The sequence below is a fragment of the Streptomyces sp. NBC_01622 genome (assembly GCF_045209635.1).
Lineage (GTDB): Bacteria > Actinomycetota > Actinomycetes > Streptomycetales > Streptomycetaceae > Streptomyces.
The window spans coordinates 7,391,321-7,417,492 of sequence record NZ_CP109293.1 but is presented as its reverse complement, the minus strand read 5'-3'; the positions used below and the strand labels follow the sequence as shown (position 1 = coordinate 7,417,492).

The 26,172-nt window shown below is 70.1% G+C and carries 21 protein-coding genes; 7 read left to right on the top strand and 14 right to left on the bottom strand.

Annotated elements, in window-relative coordinates:
• Position 1 precedes the first annotated feature (1 nt).
• Complete coding sequence (locus tag OH768_RS34320; protein WP_400977200.1) at positions 2-652, bottom strand: DsbA family protein; 651 nt, start codon at positions 650-652, stop codon at positions 2-4.
• Positions 653-802: 150 nt separating this feature from the next.
• Between OH768_RS34320 and pepN (OH768_RS34315) the strand changes: the two genes are divergently transcribed.
• Positions 803-3,424, top strand: a complete 2,622-nt coding sequence (pepN, locus tag OH768_RS34315; RefSeq protein ID WP_406459836.1) for an aminopeptidase N — start codon at positions 803-805, stop codon at positions 3,422-3,424.
• Between the two features lie 206 nt (positions 3,425-3,630).
• The gene (locus tag OH768_RS34310) at positions 3,631-4,668 is read left to right on the top strand and encodes a hypothetical protein (RefSeq protein WP_406459835.1); all 1,038 of its coding nucleotides are present in this window, start codon (positions 3,631-3,633) and stop codon (positions 4,666-4,668) included.
• 85 nt (positions 4,669-4,753) lie between these two features.
• Here the strand turns inward: OH768_RS34310 and OH768_RS34305 are convergent, their stop codons facing one another.
• The 7 genes from OH768_RS34305 to OH768_RS34275 form a co-directional block, all read right to left on the bottom strand.
• A complete protein-coding gene (locus tag OH768_RS34305; protein ID WP_406465559.1) occupies positions 4,754-5,962 on the bottom strand; it encodes a glycosyltransferase in 1,209 nt (402 codons plus the stop codon).
• Positions 5,963-6,320: 358 nt separating this feature from the next.
• A complete protein-coding gene (locus tag OH768_RS34300; protein ID WP_406459834.1) occupies positions 6,321-7,349 on the bottom strand; it encodes an aldo/keto reductase in 1,029 nt (342 codons plus the stop codon).
• 104 nt (positions 7,350-7,453) lie between these two features.
• Positions 7,454-8,593, bottom strand: a complete 1,140-nt coding sequence (locus OH768_RS34295) for a serine hydrolase domain-containing protein (protein WP_406459833.1) — start codon at positions 8,591-8,593, stop codon at positions 7,454-7,456.
• Between the two features lie 98 nt (positions 8,594-8,691).
• Positions 8,692-10,467, bottom strand: a complete 1,776-nt coding sequence (locus tag OH768_RS34290) for a TIGR03767 family metallophosphoesterase (RefSeq protein ID WP_406459832.1) — start codon at positions 10,465-10,467, stop codon at positions 8,692-8,694.
• A 252-nt stretch (positions 10,468-10,719) separates the two neighbouring features.
• A complete protein-coding gene (locus OH768_RS34285) occupies positions 10,720-11,178 on the bottom strand; it encodes an NUDIX hydrolase (protein ID WP_406459831.1) in 459 nt (152 codons plus the stop codon).
• Between the two features lie 10 nt (positions 11,179-11,188).
• Positions 11,189-12,079, bottom strand: a complete 891-nt coding sequence (locus OH768_RS34280) for a pyridoxamine 5'-phosphate oxidase family protein (RefSeq protein WP_406459830.1) — start codon at positions 12,077-12,079, stop codon at positions 11,189-11,191.
• Between the two features lie 11 nt (positions 12,080-12,090).
• Positions 12,091-12,540, bottom strand: coding sequence for a VOC family protein (locus OH768_RS34275; RefSeq protein WP_406459829.1), 450 nt, complete (start codon positions 12,538-12,540; stop codon positions 12,091-12,093).
• A gap of 114 nt (positions 12,541-12,654) precedes the next feature.
• Here OH768_RS34275 and OH768_RS34270 point away from each other — a divergent pair, with 114 nt between their 5' ends.
• A complete protein-coding gene (locus OH768_RS34270; protein WP_406465557.1) occupies positions 12,655-13,197 on the top strand; it encodes a CGNR zinc finger domain-containing protein in 543 nt (180 codons plus the stop codon).
• A 129-nt stretch (positions 13,198-13,326) separates the two neighbouring features.
• Entirely contained in the window at positions 13,327-16,629 is a 3,303-nt protein-coding gene (locus OH768_RS34265; RefSeq protein ID WP_406459828.1) for a S8 family serine peptidase, read from the top strand.
• A 55-nt stretch (positions 16,630-16,684) separates the two neighbouring features.
• Here the strand turns inward: OH768_RS34265 and OH768_RS34260 are convergent, their stop codons facing one another.
• Positions 16,685-17,443 carry a hypothetical protein gene (locus OH768_RS34260; RefSeq protein WP_406459827.1) on the bottom strand — a complete coding sequence of 253 codons (759 nt, stop codon included), beginning with the start codon at positions 17,441-17,443 and terminating at the stop codon, positions 16,685-16,687.
• A 1-nt stretch (position 17,444) separates the two neighbouring features.
• Positions 17,445-17,954, bottom strand: coding sequence for a sigma-70 family RNA polymerase sigma factor (locus OH768_RS34255; RefSeq protein ID WP_406459826.1), 510 nt, complete (start codon positions 17,952-17,954; stop codon positions 17,445-17,447).
• Between the two features lie 200 nt (positions 17,955-18,154).
• Here OH768_RS34255 and OH768_RS34250 point away from each other — a divergent pair, with 200 nt between their 5' ends.
• The gene (locus OH768_RS34250) at positions 18,155-19,189 is read left to right on the top strand and encodes an aspartate-semialdehyde dehydrogenase (RefSeq protein ID WP_406459825.1); all 1,035 of its coding nucleotides are present in this window, start codon (positions 18,155-18,157) and stop codon (positions 19,187-19,189) included.
• 7 nt (positions 19,190-19,196) lie between these two features.
• On the opposite strand, the gene OH768_RS34245 is transcribed toward OH768_RS34250, so the two are convergent.
• Positions 19,197-19,685 (bottom strand): DUF1203 domain-containing protein, encoded by a 489-nt coding sequence (locus tag OH768_RS34245; RefSeq protein ID WP_406459824.1) that lies wholly within the window; start codon positions 19,683-19,685, stop codon positions 19,197-19,199.
• A 112-nt stretch (positions 19,686-19,797) separates the two neighbouring features.
• Between OH768_RS34245 and pepN (OH768_RS34240) the strand changes: the two genes are divergently transcribed.
• The gene (pepN, locus tag OH768_RS34240; RefSeq protein WP_406459823.1) at positions 19,798-22,371 is read left to right on the top strand and encodes an aminopeptidase N; all 2,574 of its coding nucleotides are present in this window, start codon (positions 19,798-19,800) and stop codon (positions 22,369-22,371) included.
• A gap of 66 nt (positions 22,372-22,437) precedes the next feature.
• Here pepN (OH768_RS34240) and OH768_RS34235 read toward each other — a convergent pair whose 3' ends face one another.
• The 3 genes from OH768_RS34235 to OH768_RS34225 form a co-directional block, all read right to left on the bottom strand.
• A complete protein-coding gene (locus OH768_RS34235) occupies positions 22,438-23,196 on the bottom strand; it encodes an SDR family NAD(P)-dependent oxidoreductase (protein ID WP_406465555.1) in 759 nt (252 codons plus the stop codon).
• 79 nt (positions 23,197-23,275) lie between these two features.
• Positions 23,276-24,433 (bottom strand): sigma-70 family RNA polymerase sigma factor, encoded by a 1,158-nt coding sequence (locus tag OH768_RS34230; protein ID WP_406459822.1) that lies wholly within the window; start codon positions 24,431-24,433, stop codon positions 23,276-23,278.
• Between the two features lie 2 nt (positions 24,434-24,435).
• Positions 24,436-25,494: an EamA family transporter gene (locus OH768_RS34225; RefSeq protein ID WP_406459821.1), complete on the bottom strand. Its 1,059-nt coding sequence runs from the start codon at positions 25,492-25,494 to the stop codon at positions 24,436-24,438.
• A 119-nt stretch (positions 25,495-25,613) separates the two neighbouring features.
• Here OH768_RS34225 and OH768_RS34220 point away from each other — a divergent pair, with 119 nt between their 5' ends.
• The gene (locus OH768_RS34220; protein WP_406459820.1) at positions 25,614-26,120 is read left to right on the top strand and encodes a MarR family winged helix-turn-helix transcriptional regulator; all 507 of its coding nucleotides are present in this window, start codon (positions 25,614-25,616) and stop codon (positions 26,118-26,120) included.
• Positions 26,121-26,172 lie beyond the last annotated feature (52 nt).

Here is a 26,172-nt window from a genome sequence, read left to right as displayed (position 1 = left end):
CTTACAGGTTGCTGAAGTCCGGCCCCTTGGTCCGCGAGCGCTTGATCTCGTAGAAGCCGGGGACGGAGGCGACCGCGACGGTCCCGTCCCACAGCCGTGCGGCCTCCTCGCCCTTGGGGGCGGGGGTGACGACCGGGCCGAAGAAGGCGATCTGCTCGCCGTCGGGGCCGGGGACGGCGATGACGGGGGTGCCGACGTCCTGGCCGACCTTGTCGATGCCCTCCTTGTGGGAGGCGCGCAGCTCGGCGTCGAACTCGAAGTCCTTCTGGTCGGCGTAGTCGATCAGGTCGGCGGGCAGGCCGACCTCGGCGAGCGCGCCGGCGATGGCCTCGACGGTCGGGCCCTCGCCGTTGTTGTGGATGCGGGTGCCCAGCGCGGTGTAGAGCGGGCCGAGGATGTCGGAGCCGTGCTTCTGCCAGGCGGCGGTGACCACGCGGATCGGGGCCCAGGCCTTGGTGGACAGCAGCTCGCGGTACTCCTCGGGCAGCTCGTCGAGTTTGGGCTCGTTCAGTACCGCGAGGCTCATGATGTGCCAGCGGACCTCGATGTCGCGGACCTTCTCGACTTCGAGCACCCACCGGGAGGTCATCCAGGCCCAGGGGCACAGCGGGTCGAACCAGAAGTCCACGGGGGTCTTGGCGGTCTCAGACATGACGCTCCTCGGAATACGGCCGTTTCCCCACGGCAACACCGCCCCTTGCCACCTCATTCCCGGGTGCCCGCGGTCAGGGGCACATGGCAGGATCGGCCCTGACCGCACAGCGAACGCCGTTGATCGAACACCATCCGAGGGAGTGCCTCCGTGCCCGGTGAGAATCTGTCCCGCGACGAGGCCCGGGAGCGGGCCGCACTGCTGTCCGTCGACGGGTACGACGTGTCCCTCGACCTGCGCTCGGCGGTGGGCGAGTCCGCCGGAGACGAAGGCAGCGCGGACGGGCCGCGGACGTTCCGGTCCGTGACCACGATCCGGTTCCGCTGCGCCGAGCCGGGCGCGGCGAGTTTCGCGGACCTGATCGCGCCGGGCGTGACCGCGGTGTCGCTCAACGGCAGGGACCTCGATCCGGGCGAGGTCTTCGACGGTTCCCGGATCCGGCTGGAGGACCTGGCCGCGGAGAACGAGCTGATCGTCGACGCGTGGTGCGCGTACTCCCGTACCGGCGAGGGCATGCACCGCTTCGTCGACCCCGAGGACGGCGAGATCTACCTCTACACCCAGTACGAGCCGGCCGACTCGCGCCGGGTCTTCGCCAACTTCGAGCAGCCGGACCTCAAGGCGCCGTTCCGTTTCGAGGTGCGGGCGCCCGAGGGCTGGACGGTGTGGAGCAACGGCGTCGGTGAACTGACCGACGGCGTATGGAAGTTCGCGGAGACGAAGCCGATCTCGACGTACATCACGGCGTTCCTCGCGGGCCCGTACCACTACGTCACGGACTCCTACTCCCGCACCTTCGACGACGGTACGACGCTGGAGATCCCGCTCGGCGCGATGTGCCGCAAGGGTCTGGCGCCGTACTTCGACTCCGACGACGTGTTCCTGGTGACGAAGCAGGGGCTGGACTTCTTCCACGACCACTTCGACTTCCCGTACCCGTTCGGGAAGTACGACCAGGCGTTCGTGCCCGAGTACAACCTCGGCGCGATGGAGAACCCCGGACTGGTCACGTTCCGCGAGGAGTTCATCTTCCGGGGGAAGGTGACGCGGGCGTCGTACGAGAGCCGGGCCAACGTCATCCTGCACGAGATGGCGCACATGTGGTTCGGCGATCTGGTCACCATGGAGTGGTGGGACGACCTGTGGCTGAAGGAGTCCTTCGCGGACTTCATGGGGGTGTTCGCGAGCGTCGGCGCGACCCGCTTCACCGACGCCTGGATCAGTTTCGCCAACCGCCGCAAGGCGTGGGCGTATCGCGCGGACCAGCTCCCGTCCACGCATCCGATCACCGCCGACATCCGCGACCTCCAGGACGCGAAGCTCAACTTCGACGGCATCACGTACGCCAAGGGGGCTTCCGTACTGAAGCAGTTGGTGGCGTACGTCGGCCAGGACGCTTTCCTGGAGGGTGCGCGCCGCTACTTCAAGCGGAACGCGTACGGCAACACGCGCCTCGGTGACCTGCTGTCGGTCCTTGAGGAGACGAGCGGCCGGGACATGGCGTCCTGGTCGCGGTCGTGGCTGCAGACGGCCGGGCTCAACTCCCTTACTCCGCAAGTGGTGTTGGACGTGGAGGGCGGCCGGATCGCGGAGCTGACGGTGTTGCAGGAGGCGGCCGAGTCGCACCCTGAACTCCGCCCGCACCGAGTGGTGGTGGGCCTCTACCGGACGGAGAACAAGCGCCTCGTCCGGTACGAGCGGGCCGAGGTGGACGTCGACGGCGCGCGGACGGTCGTAGTGGAGCTGGCCGGTGCGGACGCGCCGGAGCTGGTGCTCGTCAACGACGAGGACCTCACGTACGCCAAGACCCGTTTCGACGCGGTGTCGTTGGCGACCCTGCGGGACCGGCTCGGGGCGCTGACCGACCCGATGGCGCGGGCCCTGTGCTGGTCGGCGCTGTGGAACATGACGCGGGACGCGCTGCTCCTCGCGCCGGACTTCATCGACCTGGTGATGCAGTTCGGGCGCCGGGAGACCGACATCGGTGTGCTGCAGATGCTGCACGCGTGGGCGAACTCGGCGCTGGTCAACTACTCGCCGCCGTGGTGGCGGGAGACCGGCGCGAAGCTGCTGGCGCACATCGCGGAGCGGGATCTGCGGGACGCCGAGGCCGGCAGCGAGCAGCAGCTGGCCTGGGCGCGTTTCTACGCGTCGGTGGCGTCGGCGCCGGAGGAACTGGCGCTGTTGCAGGGTCTGTTGGACGGCACGGAGAAGATCGAGGGTCTGGTGGTGGACCAGGAGCTGCGCTGGGCGTTCCTGGAGCCGCTGACCGCGCACGGGGTTGCCGACGAGTCCGTGGTGGCCGCCGAGCTGGCCAGGGACGACACCGCGTCCGGCAAGCGCCACCAGGTCCGCTGTCTCGCCGCCCGTCCCTCGGCGGCGGTCAAGGCGCAGGCGTGGGCGCAGGTCGTGGAGTCGGACGCGCTGTCCAACGCGTTCGTCGAGGCGACGATCGCGGGCTTCGTGCAGCCGTCGCAGCGGGAGCTGCTGGCGCCGTACACGGAGAAGTACTTCGCGGCGATCGAGCGGGTGTGGGAGGAGCGGTCGATCCAGATCGCGATGGATGTGGTGAAGGGTCTGTTCCCGGCGTTCCCGGCCGCCGAGGACGGCCCGGCGACGCTGGCCGCGACGGACGCGTGGCTGACCTCCCACGAGGGGGCGGCGCCCGCGCTGCGGCGGCTGGTGCTGGAGGCGCGGGACGATCTGGCGCGGGCGCTGCGGGCGCAGGAGGCGGACAACGGGGGCCGGGGTTCGGACGGTTCTCGCGCTTGATCGTTGGCCTGCGATCGGTCTCTCCGTGACCGTTACTGAATACAGGTAATCGCAGCCGTTACCCCTGGTCCACCCCATCCGGACCAGGGGTTTTCGGTGCCTACTCGACATCCGAACACCCGTCCTTTAGCACCGCCTTGTCAGGATTTGTCGACGAGCGTGTAACAGCGGTTAGGGAGCGGATCCGGCGCGGGAAACCCCGGTTCATGAACCACGACACCCCGCTCTCCCCCCGCCCCCTCAGCCACCTCTCCGAGGTGCACCGCCGCGTTCTGACGACGGCTCAGCTCCGTGCGCACGGCGTCCCGGCCGCCGAGGTGAACGAGCAGTGCCGTCCCGACGGCCCCTGGCAGCAGCTCCTCCCCGGCGTCGTCCTGCTGCACCCCGGCCCGCCCACCGGCGAGGAGCGGCTGCAGGCCGTGCTGACGTACGCGGCGCGGGAGCGGACGACCGGCGTCCCGGTCCAGCCCGGAGCGGAGGGGCCGCACCGGCCGACATACGCGGAGACGATGGTCACCGGCCTGGCCGCGCTGGCCCTGTACGGCTTCACCTCGGCCGGGTCGCTCGCCTCCCTCGACCAGATCGACGTCCTGGTCCCCCGGATGCGCCGGCTGCGCTCCACGGGCTGCGCCCGCATCCTCCGCACCCCGGCGCTCCCGGCCGCGCGGCAGGTGAAGGGCGTACCGGTCGCCCCGGTGCCGCGTGCCGTCGCGGACGCGGTGGCCGGGCTGTCGGACGCGAACGCGGTCCGCCGGCTGCTCACCGAGGCGGTACGCGGTGCTCACTGCGAACCGGCCGCGGTGGTACGGGAGTTGAACGACGCGAAGCTGCTGAGCCGCCCGCACGTGGTGGACGCGGTGGACTCACTGCTGGCCGAGGGCCGCGCGATCGCGGAGCACCGGCTCTACCGGATGGTGAGCGAGTACGGCCTTCCCGACCCGGTGTGGAACGTGGACCTCCGCCTGCCCGGCGGCCCGCACCTGGGCGGCCTGGACGCGTACTGGCCCGGGCAGGCGGTCGCCGTGGAACTGGACACCCGCGCCCCGCGCCAGGACGACGACGCCCTGTGGTCGGAGTACGCCCGCAAGCGCGAGCACCTGGAACGGCTCGGCATCACGGTCGTCCACATCACCCCCAGGAAGCTCCGCGAGGGGCTGGAGCAGCAGGCGGCGGTGGTCCGTACGGCGCTGATGGCGGCGGCGGACCGCGATCCCGCCGCGTATGTCGTGGTGCTGCCCCGGTAGTGACGGACCGGGGCAGCACCAGGAGGGGAGAGGAGGGACCACCGGGGGGTCGGTGGTCCCTCCTCATTTATGTCTGCGCTTATGGCTACAGGGGTTCGGGGAGGGGTGGTGGTGTCGCGGTGGTGGTCGTGTGACTGGTGTGGAGGCCGTCGAGGAGGGCGGCGTAGGAGGCGATCATGCGCGTACGGCTGAAGCGTTCGCGGCTGCGGGCGTGGGCCTTGGCGAACTCCGCGCGGCCCACGACCGCCTCGGTCCAGGCCGACGCGATGGCCTCCGGGTCGGGGGGCGTGATGATGCCGTGCCCGGCGACGATGGAGGCGCTGTCGCCGATGTCGGTGGCGACGGGTACGGCCCCGCACATCATGCCCTCGATGAGGCACAAGGGCGCGGCCTCCCCGAAGGACGACGTCAGCGCGACGACATCCGACCCTGCGTAGACGGTCTCCATGTCCCGCCGCACACCGAGAAGATGAAGCCGTGCGGTGAGTTCTTCTCTGTCCACCCCGAAGGCGGCGTCGATGTCGGCGCAGAGGGCGGGCTGGTTGTCGGCGGTCATGCCCGTGCCGCACATGACGACGTGGCCGGCGGGTTCCCGTCGTAGCCACTCGTGGGCGGCGCTGAGGAAGAGCGGGATGTTCTTCATGGTGGCGTAGCGGGCGGCGAACACTACGACGGGTGCGGCATCCGGAATCCCCAGGGAGGCGCGGAAGGCGAGCCGCCGGGCCGGGTCGGGGCGGAAGCGGAGCAGATCCACGCCGTTGGGGATGACGTGGAGGACCTCGGGCGGGATGCCGGTGGCCTGGTAGGCGTCGCGGGTGGACTCCGCGCAGCACACGGCGGCGACGACCTCGCCGTCGGCGATGGCGGCCTTCAGTTCGTCGAGGGCGGTGCCCGAATGTTCGGGGTCCGAACGGTGCAGGCACACGACGACCGGGCGGCGCGGCAGGCCCGCCTGGTTCAGCAGGGAGAGCGGCTGTTCCTTGAGCGACAGGACGATGTCGGCGTCGGCCAGGGCACGGGCCGCGTCGGCCAGCTCCGGGCCGGTGAACCCGGTGCTGATCTGCCCCTCACCACCGCCGAAACTACGGCCGAGGGTGGAGACCCCGACACCGGCCGCGGTCAGTTGCTGGTAGCAGGCGTCGTTCTCCATGGCCTGCCGGGTTGCTTCTCGGTGTACTTCGCCGTGGATGCTCAGCACCGAATGATGCTGGCCGCCCTCCACGAGTCCCATGATGACGTCGCTGTGGACGATTCGGGCTCCCCCGGAGAAGAAGCCTTCGTAGACCGACAGCACGTGCAGTTCGTGTCTAGCGCGCACACGACCACCCGCCTTGCGTATGAATCGAGCCATCCCCGTGAACAGCGGGTTAGCCGTTATGAGGCGGCACGGACATTTCGTCGGAATGAACTGGGCGTCTCGTGTCTGGGTCCGGTTGGTTATCCCGTGGTCAATTGGTGCGGGGCCTCCGGCGAACCGGGCGCGAACCGTCTTTCCGACGGTCCGATACGTCGATCGTCAGAGCCACGCGAAGTCGACCGCCAAAAGTGTGACACTTCCGCCCCAAGTGTCACACTTCCGCACCTCACCCTCCCCAGGCGTGAGACGCGCTTCTGCCATGACACAGCCGGCACCCACCGACGCCGAACCCCGGTCAGACGGCCAGGCGCTCCTCAAGCGTCCGCCTGCGCAGCGCCGGCCGCTGGATCGCCGGTGGGGCGTATGCCATGTCGAGCGTCCCCACGTCCGTGCCGGGCGGCACCAACGCGTCGATCTCGTCGAGGAGTTCGTCGGACAGGACGGTGTCCGCGCCCGCGAGCAGGTCGTCGAGGTGGGCCATCGTGCGGGGGCCGATGATCGCCGAGGTGACTCCGGGGTGGGCGATCGCGAAGGCCATGGCCAGGTGGGTCAGCGGCAACCCCGCCTTCTCGGCCAGCCGCACGAGCTGTTCGACCGTGTCGAGGCGGTGCTCGTCGGCGAGGTGCTTGAAGCCGAAGGCGGAGCGGTGGGTGTCCGCCGGCGCGCCCTTGCGGTAGCGGCCCGTCAGCAGGCCGCCCGCCAGTGGGCTGTAGACCAGCGTGCCCATGCCGTAGCGCTCGCAGACCGGGAGGACCTCGCGTTCGATGCCCCGGTTGAGGATCGAGTACGTCGGCTGCTCCGTGCGGAAGCGGACCAGGCCGCGTCGCTCCGCCACCCACTGCGCCTCGACGATGTCCGACGCGGGGAAGGAGGACGTGCCGACCGCCCGCACCTTGCCCGCGCGCACCAGGTCGGTGAGGGCGGAGAGGGTTTCCTCCACGTCCGTGTCCGGGTCGGGGCGGTGGATCTGGAACAGGTCGACGTGGTCGGTGCCGAGGCGGCGGAGGGAGTTCTCCAGCGCTCGGACCAGCCAACGCCTCGAATTTCCGCGCTCGTTGGGGTCGTCGCCCATCGGGAGGTGTGCCTTCGTCGCCAGTACGACGTCGTCGCGGCGGCCCTTCAGCGCCTTGCCGACGATCTCCTCGGACTCGCCGCGCGAGTAGGCGTCCGCCGTGTCGACGAAGTTGATGCCCGCGTCCAGCGCCCTGTGGATGATCCGGACGGAGTCGTCGTGGTCGGGGTTGCCGATCTCGCCGAACATCATCGCGCCCAGGCAGTAGGGGCTGACCTTGATACCGGTGCGGCCCAGTGTGCGGTAGTGCATGGCTCTCCTCGGGAGGGCGGATAAGCGGAACAAGGTTCCGGAACAGCATATGGAACCTTGTTCCGCTTATGCAAGGGAGGCCTCCCAGGGCGCCCGCGACGCCCTTACTTACCGCAGAACTCCCCCACCACCACCGCCCCCGCGTCCCCCGACCAGTCCCCGTTGAAGTTGAACGCCAGCGAATGGCGGCCGTCCGCCGTCGCCACCACCGCCGACGACGAGCCGTGGATACCGCCGTCGTGGCCCCAGAGATGGACACCGCAGGGCAGCTTGATGTCGGAGATGCCGAGGCCGTAGCGCGTGGTCGGGCTGTCGCCCGCCGGCACCGTCGTCTGCATCTCCTTGAGCTGCTTCGCCGGGAGGAGCTTTCCGCCCAGCAACGCGCCGTAGAAGCGGTCCAGGTCGGCGGAGCTGGAGATCATCTCGCCCGCCGACGAGGCCAGCGACGGGTTCAGCTTCGTGACGTCGTACGTCGGGCCCGTCGTCTCCTCCGCCAGCTTGCTGTAGGCGTGGCTGCTCGGGCTCGGAACCGTCACCTTCGTGCCGGGGAGTGAAGTCGCCTTCAGGTGCAGGGGGTTGATGATGCGGTCGCGGATCTCGGTCGCGTACGAGTGGCCGGTGACCTTCTGGATGACCATGCCGGCGAGCACGTAGTTGGTGTTGGAGTAGTGCCACGACGTGCCCGGCGCGAAGTCCGGCTTGTGGGACATGGCGATCGCCACCAGGTCGGCCGGGGTCTTCGTGTCGTAACGGTGTTGGAAGAAGCCGTCCTTGAGGAAGTAGGTGCGGCCGAAGTCGTCGTCCTCCGTGTAGTTGTAGATGCCGCTGGTGTGGTTCAGGAGCCGGCGGACGGTGATCTTGCCGCCGTCGTTGCCGTTGCCCTGGACCACGCCCGGCAGCCACTTCTCCACCGTGTCGTCGAGCGACAGGCGGCCCTCCGCCTCCAGTTGGAGCAGCACCGTCGACACGAAGGCCTTGGTGATGCTGCCCACCCGGTACCGGTCGTCGGCCGAACGCGGCTTGCCGGTGCGGAGGTTGCCCACACCGGCTGTCGCCGACCAGGTGGTGCCGCCGTCCTTCACCGTCGCCGTGACGCCGGGTACGCCGTCCCGCACGGCCGCCCGGAGTGCCTCCCGTGTCGCCGTGTGGTCCTTGCCTGCGGGCTCCGCCGCCAGCGCGGGTCCCGCCAGTGCGACCGACAGCGCCACCGCCGTCGCACCCATCACTACCGCACGAACTGCCATGTCTTCCCCCTTCGTTGAGCCCGGTTCGGCTCGGTCGGGGGGAGGGACACGGCGGTCGGGAGCGAAGGTTGCTCCGGTGTACGCCAGTTGAGTGAGTTTCAGCCCTTCTTGAGAATCAGCTCGGTGTTGCGGTCCTTCGCGTCGCCGCCCAGCACCGTGCTCGATCCCGGCGCGTTGTAGGACAGTTCGCGGTAGAGGGCCGCCAGGCCGGTCTGGGTGAGGTCGGAGAAGTCGGTGCGGTGCGGGGCCGCGGACTCGATGAGCGTGGTGAAGAGGGAGAGCGTGCCGTCCTTGTTGTCCACCAGCTCGATGACCCGGGCGAGTTGGGGATAGTCGACGTGCGAGGCGGTGGAGATCTCCCAGAAGCTGCGGCCGTCGGGTGCCGAGTGCGGGGTGATGACGTTGCGGTGGATGTGGCCGTTGACCCAGGCCAGCACGTTCGGGTGGCTGCCGAGCAGGGCGACGACCGCCGAGCCCTCGTAGCGGCGCTCGGTCGGGTGGGCCGGGTCGGGGCGGGTGTTGTCCATCGTCTTGCTGGTGTGGTGGCTGAAGATCACCGCGTACGAGTCCTTGTTGTCGCGCAGTGTCTTGTCGAGCCACCTCAACTGCGTTGCCCCGATGGACCCTTCGTAGTGGCCGCCCGCGTCCGTGGTGTCGAGGCTGATGCCGATCACGTCGTCGGCGATGCGGAACGCGTAGTACTGCGTGCCCGCGTCGACGTTCGCCGAGGAGTAGCCGTGACCGACCGGGCCGAGGCCCTGGTAGGCCGGGTCGAGGTGGGCCTTGAGGTACTCGGCGGAGGTGTACGGGGCGCGCTTCTCGTCCGGGGTGATCGAGCGCGCGGAGCGGGCGTGCGCCTTGAGGAAGTCGCGGTAACCGCTGCCCTTGGGGTCCTTGGCGTCCCGGATCGAGTTCTGCAGCTTCTTCGCCTCGGCCGCTGTCGCGGTCATCAACTTCTTGCCGCCGATGGCGAGTTCGGTGAGGTACGGGTCCGCGTGGGAGCCGAAGCAGCCGAGCGGGAGCGCGTCGTGGTTGCCGACCGTCGAGTACCAGGGCAGGTTGAGGCCGGGGCTGCGGACCTCGCGGATCGCGGCGGCCAGGAAGCCCCCCAGGTGCGGGAAGCCGAGCTGCTTGTCGCCGTCGCGCACGGTGGAGTCGGGCTGCCAGTACAGCTTGAGGCCGCTGTTCTGGACGCCCTCGTAGTGGCGCGGGTCACCGGTGTTGGGGGTGAACCGGCCGCCGCTCATGATCTTCATGAACCATTCCAGCTCGGACTTGGCGTTGTTGTCCGTGTTGTCGCCGGTGGTCATCACGAAGTGCAGCGGGGAGCCGGTCACCGGGGCGCCGCGCAGCGCGTTGACCCGCTCGACCAGCGAGATCCCGCCCTGCACGGTCAGCGCCTCGTGCGGGCGCCAGGCGTGCTTGTCGGTCGAGCGCAGGTACTCCAGGCGCAGCGGGTGCTGGCTGTCCATCAGGTGCAGGTCGGTGAACTGCACGAACGACGCGAGTGCCGTACGGCGGCCCGCGCGCCCGGACTTGGCGGCGGCGAGGTCGGCGCGGACCACGCGCTTCCAGCCGGCGCCGTCGCCGAGGCGGCGGTAGCCGGAGTGGGTGCGCGGGGCGGCGACCGTGGCGAGGGTGGTGCCCTTGGTGTAGGGGGCCAGGGGTGCGGCCGGTGCCTTGCGGGACTCCGCCACGGGTGCCTGGGCCGCGGCGTTGGTGGCGTTGGTGGCGTCGCCCGTGGCGGCCTGGCTGTCGGTGGGCCGGAGGGCGTAACCCACGCCCGCGGAGACGGACACGGCCGCGGTGGCGGCGAGGACGGTACGGCGGTTGACCCCCAGCGCGGAGCTGGCGACAGAGCGTGTGCGCGACATGGCGCGATCTCCCCGAGTACGAACTGCGTCGGCAGTGGTCGCGGGTGTTCGCGTCGATCGGTTTTCGATCGCGGTCGCGAACTGCCCGCTCGTACTGGATGCTTGGCATCGGGGATGACCTGCGCGTAAACGAGACGGCAACGCGTAGCGCCGATCACCGTACGTGGATCTTGGCGCCCCCTGTGCGTTCGTGAACGCTCGTCGAGCCGCCGGGAAGCGGCTACTCAGCGTTCATCTGACGGGGTACTGAAGCTATTCCGGGACGCGTTCGACCCGTCCTACGGCCGGCCGCTCCCGCCACAGCTTCAGCGCGATGTCGATCAACGGCACGCGGCGCAGGCCCGACACGTCGTCCAGCGGGTGCCAGGCGGCCATGTCGGTGGAGCCGCCGATCTCGTTGCGGAGTTCGCCGCCGACGATCCGGGCCTCGTACACGAGCCGGAGGCCGTGTTGGTCCACCTTGCGTCGGTAGCTCCACGGAATGACGTGGTGGTTCGAGTCCATGCCGAGGAAACCGGTGACCTCGATGTGGTAGCCGGTCTCCTCCTCCAGCTCCCTGACGACGGTGTCGTTCGGATGCTCGCCGTGGTCCATGCCGCCGCCGGGCAGCACCCACTCGTAGCCCCCGCCCTCGGCCGGCGAGCGGGCGAGCAGGAGCTGTCCGTCCCGGACGCAGACGGCGTAGGCGGCGACTCTCAGCTTCTTGCGCATCCGGTAGACGTTAATGTGCCGGGTCCGGATTGGCAGGTGAGTATTCGGGCGCGGACCAGCGCAGGGGGAGCGCAGGGGCGCTCTCGACGGCCTCGGTAAGGGTGAAACGCACCCTGCGCTCGCCGTCCACGCCGAACTCCGTCCGTGCCTGGCCGGTGAGTTGGAGCACTGTGCCACTCGTCCAGTCGAGGAAGAGGAGTCCGGCGCGCGGGTCAGCGAACAGGTTGCCCAGGCTCAGGAACATGGCGTTGCCCGGGTAGTCCGGCCAGGTCAGCTCGCGGGGTGAAATCGCTTGTACGAAGCCCGGGTTGCCGCCTCGGTGGCTGGCGTCGGCGCCGTGCTCGTGGACGGTGGCGAGGAAGAAGGTGTCGGCTGACGCGATGAACTCGGCCTGTGCGGAGGTCAGTTCACCGCCGCGCCGGGCGGCTGCGGGCACGCGGTCCGCGACCGTCTCGTACGACTCTCTCCGCTGGATGTACTTGGGGCAGTTGGAGAACACCCGCTCCGCCTCGATCGCGAACCCCCGTGCGGTGGAACGGAGTCGGCCGTCGACTCGCATACGACGGCGGGTGCGGGGGTCGAGGGCGATGGTGCCGACCGGCAGGTCCCGTGCGTCGGTGAGGGCCGGGGTGAGGGGGTCGGCCGGGCGTGTGCCGCCGGTGACCGAGACCTGGTGGGGGCCCGTCGCCCGTACGAAACCGGGTGGGCCGGTGAGCGGGGAGGCCCAGACCCGGTCCGTCGCCGGGTCGGCGGCGCCCACGATCAGGAGGGGCTGGAGTTCCAGGAAGGCGGCGGCCACGGGTTTGATGCCCTGGCCGATGATCTGGCCTACGTGATCGGCGATGTCCCGCACTCCCGCCCGGTCCTGCACGGCACGGGACCCCGCGTGATACGTCTGCATGGCGGCCACGGCTAGAAGAATCCGCAGGTCGGGGCTTCCGCGTGCGGGGCGGGGGCGTGCTCGGCACCGCTCGGCACGGAGATCTCCAGGCGGGTGCCGTCCGGGTCGTGGAAGAAGATGCCGCCGGAGGCCGCGCCCTCGCGATGGGCGACCACGCCCTCGTACGCGAAGTCGGCGCCGTAGGCCTTGAGTGCCTCCTCGTACCGCTCGACCTGCTCGATCGAGTCGGCGGCGAACGCGAGGTGGTGGAGGCCGGCGAGGTCGCCGCCGTACGGCCCCTGCGCCTGCTGCCAGAGGGTGAGGACGGGGTGGTCGCCGCCGTCGCCGAGGAACGCGTACCGGCGGTCGTCGTCCTCCTTGCCCTCGGCGAGTACCGCGAAGCCGAGGACGTCCCGGTAGAAGGCGAGTGAGCGGTCGAGGTCGGTGACGTTCAGGCCGATGTGGCCGGCGTGCAGGGTCATGAGAAGCCCTCCTCTGATCTAACCGTCGTTAAAGACGTTAGTGGTTAGAATCGACAGGGTCAACCGGTCACGTAGTCTTGACCGGTTAGATCAGAAGGGAGCTTCTCGATGCCGGTGCCCACCACCCCCGACCCCCGCCCGCTCGTCGGCGAACCGCTCGCGCTCGACCTGCTCAACACGCGGTGGATGCGGGAGGGGGAGGTCCAGGACCTGCTCACCGATGTCGACGGGCTCGGCGTGTGGCTGGCCGCGAACGGGCTGGACGGCGGGTACTTCCCCGACACCAGGATGCTGAGCCACGTCCTCCAGGCCCGCGACGCGCTGAAGGCGGCCGTCGACGGGTCACTGCGGGAGGGGGCCCCGCTCGTCGACGCCGTACTCCGGAACGGGCGTGTCCTGGTCTCGCTCACCGCCGAAGGACCCCGCGAACTGCCCGAGTTGAGCAATCCCTCCTGGGGTCCCGCCTGGCTCGCCGCCCGCAACTACCTTGAGTTGCTCGACACCGCCCCCGACCGCATCCGCCGCTGCGCCCACGAGGCGTGCATCCTGCACTTCTACGACACGTCGAGGAACGGCACCCGCCGCTGGTGCTCGATGGCGGCCTGCGGCAACCGCGCGAAGGCTTCCCGCCACTACACGCGCGTCAAGGAGTCCTGAACCCCCGGCCGGACAGGGGGTTTTCCCCATACATCCATATCGATTCGGTCAACACTTCCCAAACAACTGTCCCTTGGGTAAAGCTGTGCGCTCGTCCGGCACTGGATTCTTCACCTACAAGGGATGCCGATGACCCTCACCCCCAAGAGACGCGTGGCCCGAATATCCGTGGCCGCCGGTCTCGTCGCCGCGCTCTCCGCGGCCGGGCCGATACCCATGGCCTTCTCCGCCGACGCTCCGGCCAGCACCGCGCCCACGGACGGGACCGTCAAGTCCGCCGCCGCCAAGCTCGGTTCGGACGACGCCGATCTGCTCGCCACGGCCAAGGCCGACGGCGACAAGAACGTCACGATGATGATCGCGACCGCCCCGGGCCAGACCGAGCAGGTCGCCGGCGAGCTGGACGCGGTCAAGGGCGGCCTGGTGGGCCGCACCTACGACAAGCTCGGCTACGTCCGCGCCACCGTGCCCACCGGCAAGGCGGACGCGGCGATCGCCGCCGCCGCGAAGCTGTCCTCGGTGCACGCCATCGACCTGCGCCAGGAGATCGCGCTCGACGATCCGACGCCCAGCGCGGACACCGCGACCAGCGCCAAGAGCTCCAACAAGGCGACGACGAAGGCCACTTACTCGGGGCCGAGCAAGAGCACCCCGGCCGAGAACCCGTACAACCCGTCCTTCGAGACGGGCGCCGTCGACTTCGTGAAGAAGAACCCGAAGGCGGACGGCCGCGGCATCACCATCGGCATCCTCGACTCCGGCGTCGACCTCGGCCACCCGGCACTGCAGAAGACCACCACCGGCGAGCGCAAGATCGTGGACTGGGTCACCTCGACCGACCCGGTCAACGACGGCGACGGCACCTGGCGGCGGATGACCACGGCGGTCTCCGGCCCGTCCTTCTCCATCACCACGGCGACCCAGGGCACCGAGGCGTTCAAAGCTCCCGCGGGCGACTACAAGTTCAACTACATGTACGAGTCCGCCACCGCCGGAGGCGACGAGAAGGGCGACCTGAACCGGGACGGTGACACCACCGACGCCTGGGGCGTGCTGTACGACCCGGCCTCCGGCACCGTGCGCGTCGACCTGAACGACAATCTCGACTTCACCGACGACACCCCGATGAAGCCGTACAAGGACGGTTACCAGGTCGGCTACTTCGGCACGGACGACCCCTCGACCGACGTCGTCGAGCGCGTCCCGTTCGTCGTCGAGATCCGCAAGGACGTCGTCTACAACGCGTCCGGCGCCAAGGCCGACTACGTCAACATCGGTGTCATCGAGTCCGAGCACGGCACCCACGTCGCCGGAATCACCGCGGCCAACGGCCTGTTCGGCGGCAAGATGAACGGCGCGGCCCCCGGCGCGAAGATCGTGTCGTCCCGTGCCTGCACCTGGACCGGCGGCTGCACCAACGTGGCGCTCACCGAGGGCATGATCGACCTCGTCGCCAACCGCGGTGTCGACATCGTCAACATGTCGATCGGCGGTCTGCCCGCGCTGAACGACGGCAACAACGCGCGCGCCGAGCTGTACACGCGGCTCATCGACACCTACGGCGTGCAGCTCGTGATCTCGGCCGGCAACTCCGGTCCGGGCGCCAACACGATCGGCGACCCCGGCCTGGCCGACAAGGTGATCTCGGTCGGCGCGGCCATCTCCAAGGAGACCTGGGCCGCCAACTACGGCTCGCAGGTGGAGAAGAAGTACCAGCTGCTGCCGTTCTCCTCGCGCGGCCCGCGTGAGGACGGCGGCTTCACGCCGACGCTCGTCGCGCCCGGCGCCTCGATCAACTCCACCCAGACCTGGCTGCCGGGCTCCCCGGTCGCCGAGGCGGGCTACACCCTGCCGGCCGGCTACTCGATGCTCCAGGGCACCTCGATGGCCTCCCCGCAGGCCGCGGGCGCCTCGGCGCTGCTGCTGAGCGCCGCCAAGCAGAAGCACATCGCCCTCACCCCGGCCACGCTGCGCACGGCGCTGACCTCAACGGCCGATCACATCAAGGGTGTTCAGGCGTACGAGGAGGGCGCGGGCCTCATCGACATCGTGGACGCGTGGCAGTCCATCAGGGACGGCGCCACCGCGCACGACTACACCGTGAAGGCTCCCGTCGACACCGCGATCGACTTCGCGCTGAAGACGCCCGGCTTCGGCACCGGTCTCTACGACCGCGAGGGCGGCCTCAAGGCCGGAGCGAAGAAGACGTACGACGTCGTCATCACGCGAACCACTGGCGCGGACAAGGCCGTTCGGCACGAGCTGCACTTCGCGAACAACGCCGGCGGCACCTTCCGGATCGTCGGCTCGGACGAGGTCAGGCTCCCGCTGAACCAGCCGGTGACCGTCAAGGTGCAGGCGGCGCCGAAGAGTTCGGGCATCAAGAGCGCGATCCTGGAGGTCGACGACCCGAAGACCGAGGGCCTCGACAAGCAGATCCTCACCACGGTCGTGGTCTCGACCCCCGTCAACTACACCTACTCCAAGTCGAGTTCGGTGCAGCGCGACAGCACGCAGTCGTACTTCGTGACCGTCCCCGAGGGTGCCAAGGCCTTCGAGGTCGCGATCAGCGGGCTGAAGGACAAGAGCCAGACGCGGTTCATCTCGATCCACCCGTACGGCGTTCCGGTCGAGGACACCGGCACCCCGTACTGCTACAACAACTACCTCGACGGCAACGGCTGCAAGCCCGACGTGCGGTCGTACGCCGACCCGCAGGCCGGTGTCTGGGAGATCGAGGTCGAGTCGCGCCGCACGTCGCCGCTGCTCGACAACCCGTACAAGCTGGACGCCACCGTGCTCGGCGCGGCCTTCGACCCGGAGACCGTGACCGTGCCCGAGGCCAAGGTCGGCGTCCCGGCCACCGCCTCCTGGAAGGTGACCAACAACTACGCGGCGCTGGACGGCACGTTGAAGGGCGGCCCGCTCGGTTCCTCGCTGACCGCGCGGCCCACCATCACCGAGGGCGTCACCCAGACCACCACGGTCGACGTGCCCGCCGGCGCCACCTCCCTGGACGTGTCCATCGGCAACGTCTCGGACACGGCGGCGGACCTGGACCTGACGGTGAAGAACGCCGCCGGTACGGTCGTCGGCCAGTCCGCCGACGGCGACTCGGAGGAGGCGGTCTCGATCGCCAACCCGGCCGCCGGGACCTACACCGTCGAGGTCGCGGGCTACTCGGTACCGTCCGGGTCGACCGCGTACGACTACCTGGACGTGTTCTACTCGGCCGCGCTCGGCACGGTCACCGTCGACGACTCGACGCCGGTCAAGCTCGCGACGGGCGCCTCGGCGACCGTCTCCGGCAGCGTCACCGCCCTGGCGGCGGCTCCGGCGGGCCGTGAGTTCTTCGGCCGGATCCAGCTGGTCAACGCCCACGGCACGGTCGCGGGCCTGGGCAGCGTGAAGATCGAGAAGGTCACGTCGTAGCACGACGTACGACAGACGGGGCGGGCGTCCGTGCGGGCGCCCGCCCTTCTCGCTGTCAGCCGCTCGGGCAGACGGCCGTGCCCGCGCCGGCTCCGGTGAGTGCCTTGACGATCGCGGCCCGGTCCGCGGCTACGGCGTCGTCGCCCACGGTCCACAGGTTCGCCGTGTCCGAGCCCTTCGGTACACCGACCAGCACATGCTGCCCCTGGCGCGGCGCCGGACTCGTCCCGGCGGCCAGCACGACCGTGACGTGGGCCGGGCCGTGCGCGGGCCGGTAGGAGCGGGTGACGGCCAGTGTGATCCGCTTGCGGGGGTCGGAGCCCGGCTGCACCCCGGTCACGGTCCCCTCGACGAGAAGGCGGGAGCAGGCCACGTACAAGGCGGGGTCGGACAGCGCGCCCGGGGCCCTGGAGCCCCCGCCGGAGCCGCCCGCCACCTTCGACCCGGAGTCCGCGCTGCTGCTCGACGCGGAGTTCACGCCCCCGTTGTGCGCGACCAGCCAGGCGAGCCCGGTGATCATCCCCGCCACCAGCGCGAACGCGAGCGTGCCGTAGGCGAGGGCGCGCAGGGTCGGATGGCGCCGCCGGGCGGGACGCGGTGTGCGCACGGGCCCGGGTTCCGGTCGCGGCGGCGGTGCGGAGAGCGCCTCCCCGATGATCCCCAACTGCTCCCGCAACAGCGCCACATCGGCCGTGGCGGCCCGGTGCTCGGCCAGGTAGGCGGCGTCCGCGCGGGCCGCCTCCGGCACCGGCTCGCCCGTGATCGCGGCCATCAGCGCGTCCACGCCGTCGTACTCCTCGTTCTGCGTGGCCACGTCACACCACCTCGTCCTCGTGCAGCCGGTCGCGCAGTGCGCGGACCGCCGTGTGCAGCCTGCTCTTGACCGTGCCCTCCGGGATGCCCAGCTCGTGCGCTATGGAACGCACCGGCAGATCGGCGAAGAAGCGGAGGACGAGGACCTGGCGGTGCTGGTCGGGCAGCTCGTCCAGGCCCTGGGCCACCGCGAGGGACAGGACACTCGTGTCCTCGCCGGAGGGGTGCGCGAGTTGGCGCAGGGAGGCCAGCCGCTCCCCCACCCGCTCCTGGCGGCGCCTGGCCCGGTGCCAGTCCATGGCGAAGTTCGAGGCGACGACCGCCGCCCACGCCGAGACGTCGCGCGGTGCCTCGTCGCCCTTCGCCGCCCGCTCCAGCAACCGCAGCCGTACCTGCTGGACCCCGTCCGGCAGATCCGCCTGCGGCACCCCGCCGAGCGCGAGCACCGCCCGCACCCGCCGCTCCTGGGCCGCGTCCAGTGGATCATCGCCCTCCCGGACCCGACGGGCCATTCTGCGCAGCACAAGCCACCCCCTTCCCGCGTTTCCTCTACGACGCCGCAGCGCACGGAAACGTTCGGAGACGTAGGTCACACTGGCAAGGGCGGTGTCCCACTCCTCGGGCATGCGGGGCAAAGAATTGGACAGGTGGACCAGGGGCGGCCGCATGATGGAAACGCCGCAGATGTACAGGAACAGGTGAAGGAGTCGCTGTGAGGGTCGGAATCGTCGGAGCCACCGGTCAGGTCGGCACGGTCATGCGCAGGATCCTCGTCGAGCGGGCTGCATTTAATTCTCTTGGTCCGACGACCGAGCTGCGTCTGTTCGCCTCGGCCCGTTCGGCGGGGACGGTCCTCGACGGTGTGACGGTGGAGGACGCGGCCACCGCCGACTACTCCGGCCTGGACATCGTGCTGTTCTCGGCGGGCGGCGCGACCTCGAAGGCGCTGGCCGAGAAGGTCGCCTCGCAGGGCGCGGTCGTCATCGACAACTCCTCGGCCTGGCGCAGGGACCCCGACGTACCCCTCGTGGTTTCCGAGGTGAACCCGCACGCGATCGTGGACCGCCCGAAGGGCATCATCGCCAACCCGAACTGCACGACGATGGCCGCGATGCCGGTCCTGAAGCCGCTGCACGCGGAGGCGGGGCTGGAGGCGCTGGTCGTCGCCACGTACCAGGCGGTGTCCGGTTCCGGTGTCGCCGGGGTGGCCGAGCTGCACGGTCAGGCGCTGAAGGTCGTCGCCGACGCGGACAAGCTCACGCACGACGGCTCGGCGGTCGACTTCCCCGAGCCGCAGGTCTACAAGCGGCCCATCGCGTTCAACGTGCTGCCGCTCGCGGGCTCGATCGTCGACGACGGCCTGAACGAGACCGACGAGGAGCAGAAGCTCCGCAACGAGTCCCGCAAGATCCTGGAGATCCCGGAGCTGAAGGTCTCCGGCACCTGCGTCCGGGTCCCGGTCTTCTCCGGCCACTCCCTCCAGGTCAACGCCCGCTTCGCCCGCCCGATCACGGCCGAGCGCGCCACGGAACTCCTCGCCGGCGCCCCCGGCGTGGCCCTCTCCGACATCCCGACCCCCCTCCAGGCCGCCGGCCAGGACCCGTCCTACGTCGGCCGTATCCGCACCGACGAAACGGTCGACCACGGCCTCGCCCTCTTCATCTCCAACGACAACCTCCGCAAGGGCGCCGCACTGAACGCGGTACAGATCGCGGAGTTGGTGGCGGCGGAGCTGCGGGGCGCCTAGGACCGCCTCACCGGTCAGCGGCCGAAGGCCGCCGCACCTCGTAGAGGAAGCAGCCGTACTCGACGGCCCGGACGTGGACCAGTGCCACGGACGGGTCGTCGAAGGCGTTTCGGAAGGCATCGTCGTCCGGCGTCTCCACGAGCCGGCCGCCCAGGATGTGGCCCTCTGCCGAATAGCGGCGCGGCACCCGGTGGGCGTCCGCAAAGGGATACCCGGAGCCGGCCGCAGGCCCTCCGCACTCCTCCGCGTGAATGAACACCGGCCCCTGCTCGTCGTACGCCCCCGGATCCACCCCCGTTTCCGCCGCCCAGCGGCGCAGCGGAGCGTACGAAACGAGGGCGATCCGCTCACCCGGCTCGCTGCGGCGCAGGCAGCAGCGGAGCGGAGCGCCGCCCTCCTCATCGAGTACGGGAACCATTCGGCGCCCCGCATCGTCAGCAGAGCGCAGTTCCTTCAGAACCGTGGGGTCGATGGGTCGTGCCGTGTACGTCGTCATGACTCCAGGCTCGCGCTCGTCCGCCCCGCTCACCGGCGGGAAACGGACATCGCGTTCCGGTCAGGTCCCGTGGAAGGATGGCGCAACCCACACATAACGAGGAGATGACCGCGTGCCTGGCACAAACCTGACTCGCGAAGAGGCGCGGCAGCGGGCGACGCTGCTCACCGTTGACTCGTACGAGATCGATCTCGACCTCTCCGGCGCGCAGGAGGGCGGGACCTACAGGTCCGCGACGACGGTGCGCTTCGAGGTGACGGAGGGCGGCGCCGAGTCCTTCATCGACCTGGTGGCCCCGACGGTCCACGAGGTGACGCTGAACGGCGATCCGCTCGACCCGGAAGAGGTCTTCAAGGACTCGCGGATCGCCCTGGCCGGGCTGCTGGAGGGGCCGAACGTCCTGCGCGTGGTCGCGGACTGCGCCTACACCAACACCGGTGAGGGACTGCACCGGTTCGTCGACCCGGTCGACCAACAGGCATACCTCTACACCCAGTTCGAGGTCCCTGACGCGCGCCGCGTGTTCGCGAGCTTCGAGCAGCCGGACCTGAAGGCCACCTTCCAGTTCACCGTGAAGGCGCCGACGGGCTGGACCGTCGTCTCCAACTCCCCGACGCCCGAACCCCGGGACGACACCTGGGTGTTCGAGCCGACGCCCCGCATCTCGACGTACATCACGGCGCTCATCGTCGGGCCGTACCACTCCGTGCACAGCGTGTACGAGAAGGACGGCCAGTCCGTCCCGCTCGGCATCTACTGCCGGCCCTCGCTCGCCGAATACCTCGACTCAGACGCCATCTTCGAGGTCACGCGGCAGGGCTTCGACTGGTTCCAGGAGAAGTTCGCCTACGCGTACCCCTTCAAGAAGTACGACCAGCTGTTCGTCCCGGAGTTCAACGCGGGCGCGATGGAGAACGCCGGTGCCGTCACCATCCGGGACCAGTACGTCTTCCGTTCCAAGGTGACCGACGCCGCCTACGAGGTGCGCGCGGAGACCATCCTGCACGAGCTGGCCCACATGTGGTTCGGCGACCTCGTGACCATGGAGTGGTGGAACGACCTGTGGCTGAACGAGTCGTTCGCCACCTACACCTCCATCGCCTGCCAGGCGTACGCGCCGGACTCGCGCTGGCCGCACTCGTGGACCACGTTCGCCAACTCGATGAAGACCTGGGCGTACCGGCAGGACCAACTGCCGTCCACGCACCCGATCATGGCCGAGATCCGCGACCTGGACGACGTGCTCGTCAACTTCGACGGCATCACGTACGCCAAGGGCGCGAGCGTCCTCAAGCAGCTCGTCGCCTACGTCGGCATGGACGAGTTCTTCGCGGGCGTGCAGGCGTACTTCAAGCGGCACGCGTACGGCAACACCCGTCTGTCCGACCTGCTGGGCGCGCTGGAGGAGACCTCCGGACGTGACCTGAGCGCCTGGTCGAAGGCGTGGCTGCAGACGGCCGGCATCAACATCCTGCGCCCGGAGATCGAGACGGACGCGGATGGCGTGATCACCGCCTTCGCGATCCGCCAGGAGGCCCCGGCTCTCCCCGCCGGCGCCAAGGGCGAACCGACCCTGCGCCCGCACCGCATCGCCGTCGGCCTGTACGAACTCGACGAGGACACCGGCAAGTTGGTGCGCGACGAGCGCGTCGAGCTGGACGTGGACGGCGAGTTGACCGCCGTACCGCAACTCGTCGGCAAGCACCGTCCGGACGTGGTGCTGCTCAACGACGACGACCTGTCGTACGCCAAGGTCCGCCTCGACGAGCAGTCCCTCGCCTTCGTCACCGAGCACCTCGGCGACTTCGAGTCCTCCCTCCCCCGCGCCCTGTGCTGGGCCTCGGCCTGGGACATGACCCGCGACGCCGAACTCGCCACCCGCGACTACCTCTCCCTCGTCCTGTCGGGCATCGGCAAGGAGTCCGACATCGGTGTCGTGCAGTCGCTGCAGCGGCAGGTGAAACTGGCGATCGAGCTGTACGCCGACCCGGCCGCCCGCGAGGCGCTGCTCACCCGCTGGACGGATGCCACGCTGGCGCACCTGCGCTCCGCCGAGGCGGGCAGCGACCACCAGCTGGCGTGGGCCCGCGCGTTCGCCGCGACGGCCCGCACGCCGGAGCAACTCGACCTGCTGGACGCCCTGTTGGAGGGCACCCAGACGATCGAGGGCCTGGCAGTGGACACCGAGCTGCGCTGGGCGTTCGTCGAACGCCTCGCGTCCGTGGGCCGGTTCGACGAGACGGAGATCGCCGGCGAGTACGAGCGGGACAAGACGGCCGCCGGTGAACGCCATGCGGCGACCGCCCGTGCCGCCCGCCCGACCGAGGAGGCGAAGGCGGAGGCCTGGGCGCAGGTCGTCGAGTCCGACAAGCTGCCCAACGCCCTTCAGGAAGCGGTGATCTCGGGCTTCGTCCAGACCGACCAGCGCGAACTGCTGGCGCCGTACACGGAGAAGTACTTCGCGGCGGTCAAGGAGATCTGGGACGCCCGTTCGCACGAGATCGCCCAGCAGATCGCGGTCGGCCTCTACCCGTCGATCCAGGTCTCCCAGGACACCCTGGACCGCACGGACACCTGGCTGACCACCGCCGACCCCAACGCGGCCCTGCGCCGCCTGGTCTCGGAGTCCCGGTCCGGTGTGGAGCGCGCACTGAAGGCCCAGGCCGCGGACGCGGCTGCGTCGTAAGCGGTTCTACGACGGCGAGGGGCGCCCGGCGATCCGCCGGGCGCCCCTCGCCGTCACCCTTCGCCGTCACCCCGGGAACATCCCGCCGGTGACGTTGACGAACGTGCCGGTGATGCTCGCCGCGTGGTCCGAGGCGAGGAACACGGCGGTCGCGGTGATCTCGGCGAGGGTGGGGTTGCGGCGGGTCATGCGCAGGCTGGACAGGTGGCCCAGGATCCCCTGGATCGCCGCCTCGTTGAGGTCGGGGTTGACCTTGCCGAGCTTCTCGATCGTGAGCGTCTCGGGGATGCCGGCGGCCCACAGGCCTACGGCACGCACCCCGCGTGGGCCCAGCTCCATCGCCAGGTTGCGCACCAGGCTGTCGGTCGCCGCGTCGGCCGGACCGGTGCCGCCCATCATCGGACTGCCGTGCGCGGAACCGCTGTTGAGGGTGAGGACGACACCGCTGCCCCGCTCGGCCATGCGGCGGGCGGCGGCGCGGGCGGTGATGAAGTTGGCGCGGGTGCCGTTGATCACCGGCGCCAGGAAGTCGTCGACGGGCATGTCGGTGATCGGCAGGCCCTGTACGTCGCCGCGCGAGACGAGGTTGAAGGACACGTCCACGTCCCCGACACGGGCGAGGTGTTCCTCCACGGCCGTCTCGTCGAGCGCGTCGACGACGGCCACCTCGGCGTCCTTGATGTCGGCGGCCACGGCTTCCAGCGTCTCCAGGGTCCGGCCCACGAGGTGGACGCGGGCGCCCTCGGCGGCGAAGGCACGGGCGACGGCACCGCCGATCGAGCCGCCGGCGCCGTAGATGACCGCGGTCTTGTCGGTGAGCAGCATGGTGATCTCCTCGTGGGTCGTGATGTACGTGTCGTTCGTGTCGGCCATACAGACGCACAGGGAGCCCACCACTCATCGCTCACAACCTCAGCGGGAGTCCGAAGGCCGGGAACAGGTGCGGCTCGAAGGACGTGATCTCCACGATCCGGTCGTCGGAGCCGAAACGGAGCACGTCGAGGACTTGCGCGCGGTAGACGGTCGTTCCGGGCCGTCGGACGTAACCCCCGGCCGCGAGCTGCCCGTTGGCGCGGGCCGGGAGATGACGCCAATGTCCAAGAAACATCGGCGAGTTGACGTCGAGGCTCACGCTCAGGAACTCCACGAGCGCGTCGCGGCCGGTGAACCAGAACGGGTTCGGCGGCATGGTGAGGGTGACGTCCTCGCTGAGCAGGGCGGCGACCTCGGACAGGTCGAGGCGTTCGGCGGCGGCCATGTACCGCTTGACCAGGGCGCGTTGATGCTCGGTGGGCCCGTCGGCCGTCCAGTCCGCACGCCGGCCGGGGAGCCGGTCGCGCAGGGTGGGGCGGGCGCGTTGCAGCGCGCTGTTGACCGAGGCCACGGTCATGTCGAGGGCCTCGCCGGTCTCGACAGCGGTCAGCCCGAGCACGTCCCGCAGCACCAGCACCGCGCGCTGGCGCGGCGGGAGATGCTGGACGGCGGCCAGGAAGACCAGTTCGAGGGTCTCCCGGGAGACGGCGGCGGCCTCCGGCTGTTCCTCGGCGGAGGGCAACTCGTCGTCGGGGTAGGGCTGCAGCCAGGTGATACGGGCGGGCGGCTCCCCGCCACCGTGGTTCATGCCGGGCAACGGCTCGTACCGCTTGGGGCGGCGGGCCGTACGGCGCTGGAAGTCCAGGCAGGCGTTGGTGGCGATGCGATACAGCCAGGTACGGGCACCGGCCCGCCCCTGAAAGGTGTCCCGGGCCCGCCAGGCCCGCAGGAACGTCTCCTGCACCAGGTCCTCGGCGTCGTCGTACGACCCGGTCATGCGGTAGCAGTGGACCTGGATCTCACGCCGGTGGGACTCGACGAGCGCGGCGAAGTCACCTTCGTCGAGCGGGACTTCCGTAACGGTCACAGGGGTGACGGATTCCTGAGCGGTGTCGCGCGCCGTGCGGGCCACTCGCCGGAGCCGCGCGACGGACGACGACAGTTCCGTCACCCCGGAGTAGAAGACGGAGGGCGGCTGCGGCACCAGCTCCTCCACCTGCCGCCCGATCTCCTTGATCAGGCCGTGCACACTTACTCCGCCGCTCCCCTGCCGCTCCCGGTAGGCCTTCTGCCGGCAGGCGGCGGAGCAGTACACGGAACGCCGACCGGTACGGCCCGCCCGTGCGGTGAGCGGCTTGCCACAACTGGGGCAGAACTCTTCGGCCACGGGCGCCTCCGGCGTTGCGTCACGGCGTTTCCGCGTGACGCTACTCCCCGAACGAGAACCCGAGGCGTACGCGCCCCGATCTGCCCGGCCACCGTCGCCCCGAACGCCAGCGCCATCCCCGCCATCTGCAACGGCGTGAGCGCCTGCCCGAGCGCCGCCCAGCCGACGACGGCCGCGGTCAGCGGGGACAGCGGGCCGAGGAGGGTGACCTGGGTGGCGGAGAGCCGGCCGATGCCGCGGAACCAGAGCCAGTACGCGATCGCCGTGTTCGCCAGCGCGAGGTACAGATAACCGCCGACCGCCCGCCCGTCGAGCGCGGGCGGCACCCCCTCGGCCAGGAAGGCGACGGGGGCTATCAGCAGGCCGCCGGCGGTGAGCTGCCAGCCGGTGAGGGCGAGCGGGCCGACGCCGTCCGGGCGGCCCCACCGCTTGGTCAGCACGGTGCCGGTGGACATGGAGGCCGTGGACGCGAGGGCCGCGAGCACGCCGACCGGGTCGAGCGCACCGGCCGCCTTCAGTACGACGAGACTGACGCCGAAGGCCGCGACGGCACCGGTGAGCACGCTCCGGGCGGTGGGCCGCTGCCCCAGCAGGACCGCCGAGAGGCCTACGACGATCAGCGGCCCGATCGAGCCGACGACCGAGGCCATGCCACCCGGGAGCCGGTACGCGGAGAGGAACAGCAGCGGGAAGAAGGCACCGATGTTCAGCGCGCCGAGCACGGTCGCCTTCCACCACCAGGCACCGCGCGGCAGCACCCGGGCCAGCGCGAGGAGCACGAGACCGGCGGGGAGGGCACGCATCAGGCCGGTGAAGAGGGGGCGGTCGGGCGGGAGGAACTGGGTGGTGACGGCGTAGGTGGTGCCCCAGGAGATCGGGGCGAGGGCGGTGAGAGCGGCCGTCAGGACCGGGCGACTGGCCATGGGAGAGACGCCTTTCAGCATGAACCGAAGTAGGTCGATGGTAACTAGCTTACCACTAAGCAACTTAGCAACAAGCCGCTTTCTTGCGACCGACCTACCGACCGGCGGATACTCGCCCCATGAACGACAAGGACCCCGTCGACGCGATCGTCGAGCAGTGGGCGGCGGTGCGGCCCGACCTCGACACCGCCGCGATGGAGGTCTTCGGGCGGATCTTCCGGCTCTCGCGGGCCATGGGCGACCGCATGGAGAAGGCGTACGCGCCGCACGGCATCTCGCGCGGCGAGTTCGACGTCCTCGCGACCCTGCGCCGGGCCGGCGAACCGTACACCCTCTCGCCGCGCGAGCTCTCCGCGACGCTGATGCTCACCACGGGCGGCATGACCGGCCGCCTCGACAAACTGGAACGGGCCGGCCTGCTCCGCCGCTCCCCCGACCCGCACGACCGGCGCGGGCTCCAAGTGACCCTGACGGAGAAGGGGTTGGCACTCATCGACGAGGCGGTGGGGGCGGGGCTGGCAGCCCAACAGGAGGCCCTGTCCACCGCCCTCGACGCGGAACGGGCCGGACAACTGGCCGACCTGCTGAGGGAGTTGCTGGCCGGGACCCAGAGGGCGGCGGAGTGACTCCGCGGCCGGGGAGCGCACGACACCGAAGGGGCGATCACCACCGGAGGCG

What these genes read in the sequence shown, in the direction of transcription:
- OH768_RS34275 (WP_406459829.1), bottom strand. Translation starts at nt 12,540, where the DNA reads ATGACCCTGCACGCCGGCCACATCGGCCTGAACGTCACCGACCTCGAC.
- OH768_RS34310 (WP_406459835.1), top strand. Translation starts at nt 3,631, where the DNA reads ATGAACCACGACACCCCGCTCTCCCCCCGCCCCCTCAGCCACCTCTCC.
- OH768_RS34235 (WP_406465555.1), bottom strand. Translation starts at nt 23,196, where the DNA reads ATGCTGCTCACCGACAAGACCGCGGTCATCTACGGCGCCGGCGGCTCG.
- OH768_RS34245 (WP_406459824.1), bottom strand. Translation starts at nt 19,685, where the DNA reads ATGACGACGTACACGGCACGACCCATCGACCCCACGGTTCTGAAGGAA.
- OH768_RS34225 (WP_406459821.1), bottom strand. Translation starts at nt 25,494, where the DNA reads ATGGCCAGTCGCCCGGTCCTGACGGCCGCTCTCACCGCCCTCGCCCCG.
- OH768_RS34295 (WP_406459833.1), bottom strand. Translation starts at nt 8,593, where the DNA reads ATGGCAGTTCGTGCGGTAGTGATGGGTGCGACGGCGGTGGCGCTGTCG.
- OH768_RS34285 (WP_406459831.1), bottom strand. Translation starts at nt 11,178, where the DNA reads ATGCGCAAGAAGCTGAGAGTCGCCGCCTACGCCGTCTGCGTCCGGGAC.
- OH768_RS34265 (WP_406459828.1), top strand. Translation starts at nt 13,327, where the DNA reads ATGACCCTCACCCCCAAGAGACGCGTGGCCCGAATATCCGTGGCCGCC.
- OH768_RS34280 (WP_406459830.1), bottom strand. Translation starts at nt 12,079, where the DNA reads ATGCAGACGTATCACGCGGGGTCCCGTGCCGTGCAGGACCGGGCGGGA.
- OH768_RS34300 (WP_406459834.1), bottom strand. Translation starts at nt 7,349, where the DNA reads ATGCACTACCGCACACTGGGCCGCACCGGTATCAAGGTCAGCCCCTAC.
- OH768_RS34220 (WP_406459820.1), top strand. Translation starts at nt 25,614, where the DNA reads ATGAACGACAAGGACCCCGTCGACGCGATCGTCGAGCAGTGGGCGGCG.
- OH768_RS34320 (WP_400977200.1), bottom strand. Translation starts at nt 652, where the DNA reads ATGTCTGAGACCGCCAAGACCCCCGTGGACTTCTGGTTCGACCCGCTG.
- OH768_RS34255 (WP_406459826.1), bottom strand. Translation starts at nt 17,954, where the DNA reads ATGGCCCGTCGGGTCCGGGAGGGCGATGATCCACTGGACGCGGCCCAG.
- OH768_RS34290 (WP_406459832.1), bottom strand. Translation starts at nt 10,467, where the DNA reads ATGTCGCGCACACGCTCTGTCGCCAGCTCCGCGCTGGGGGTCAACCGC.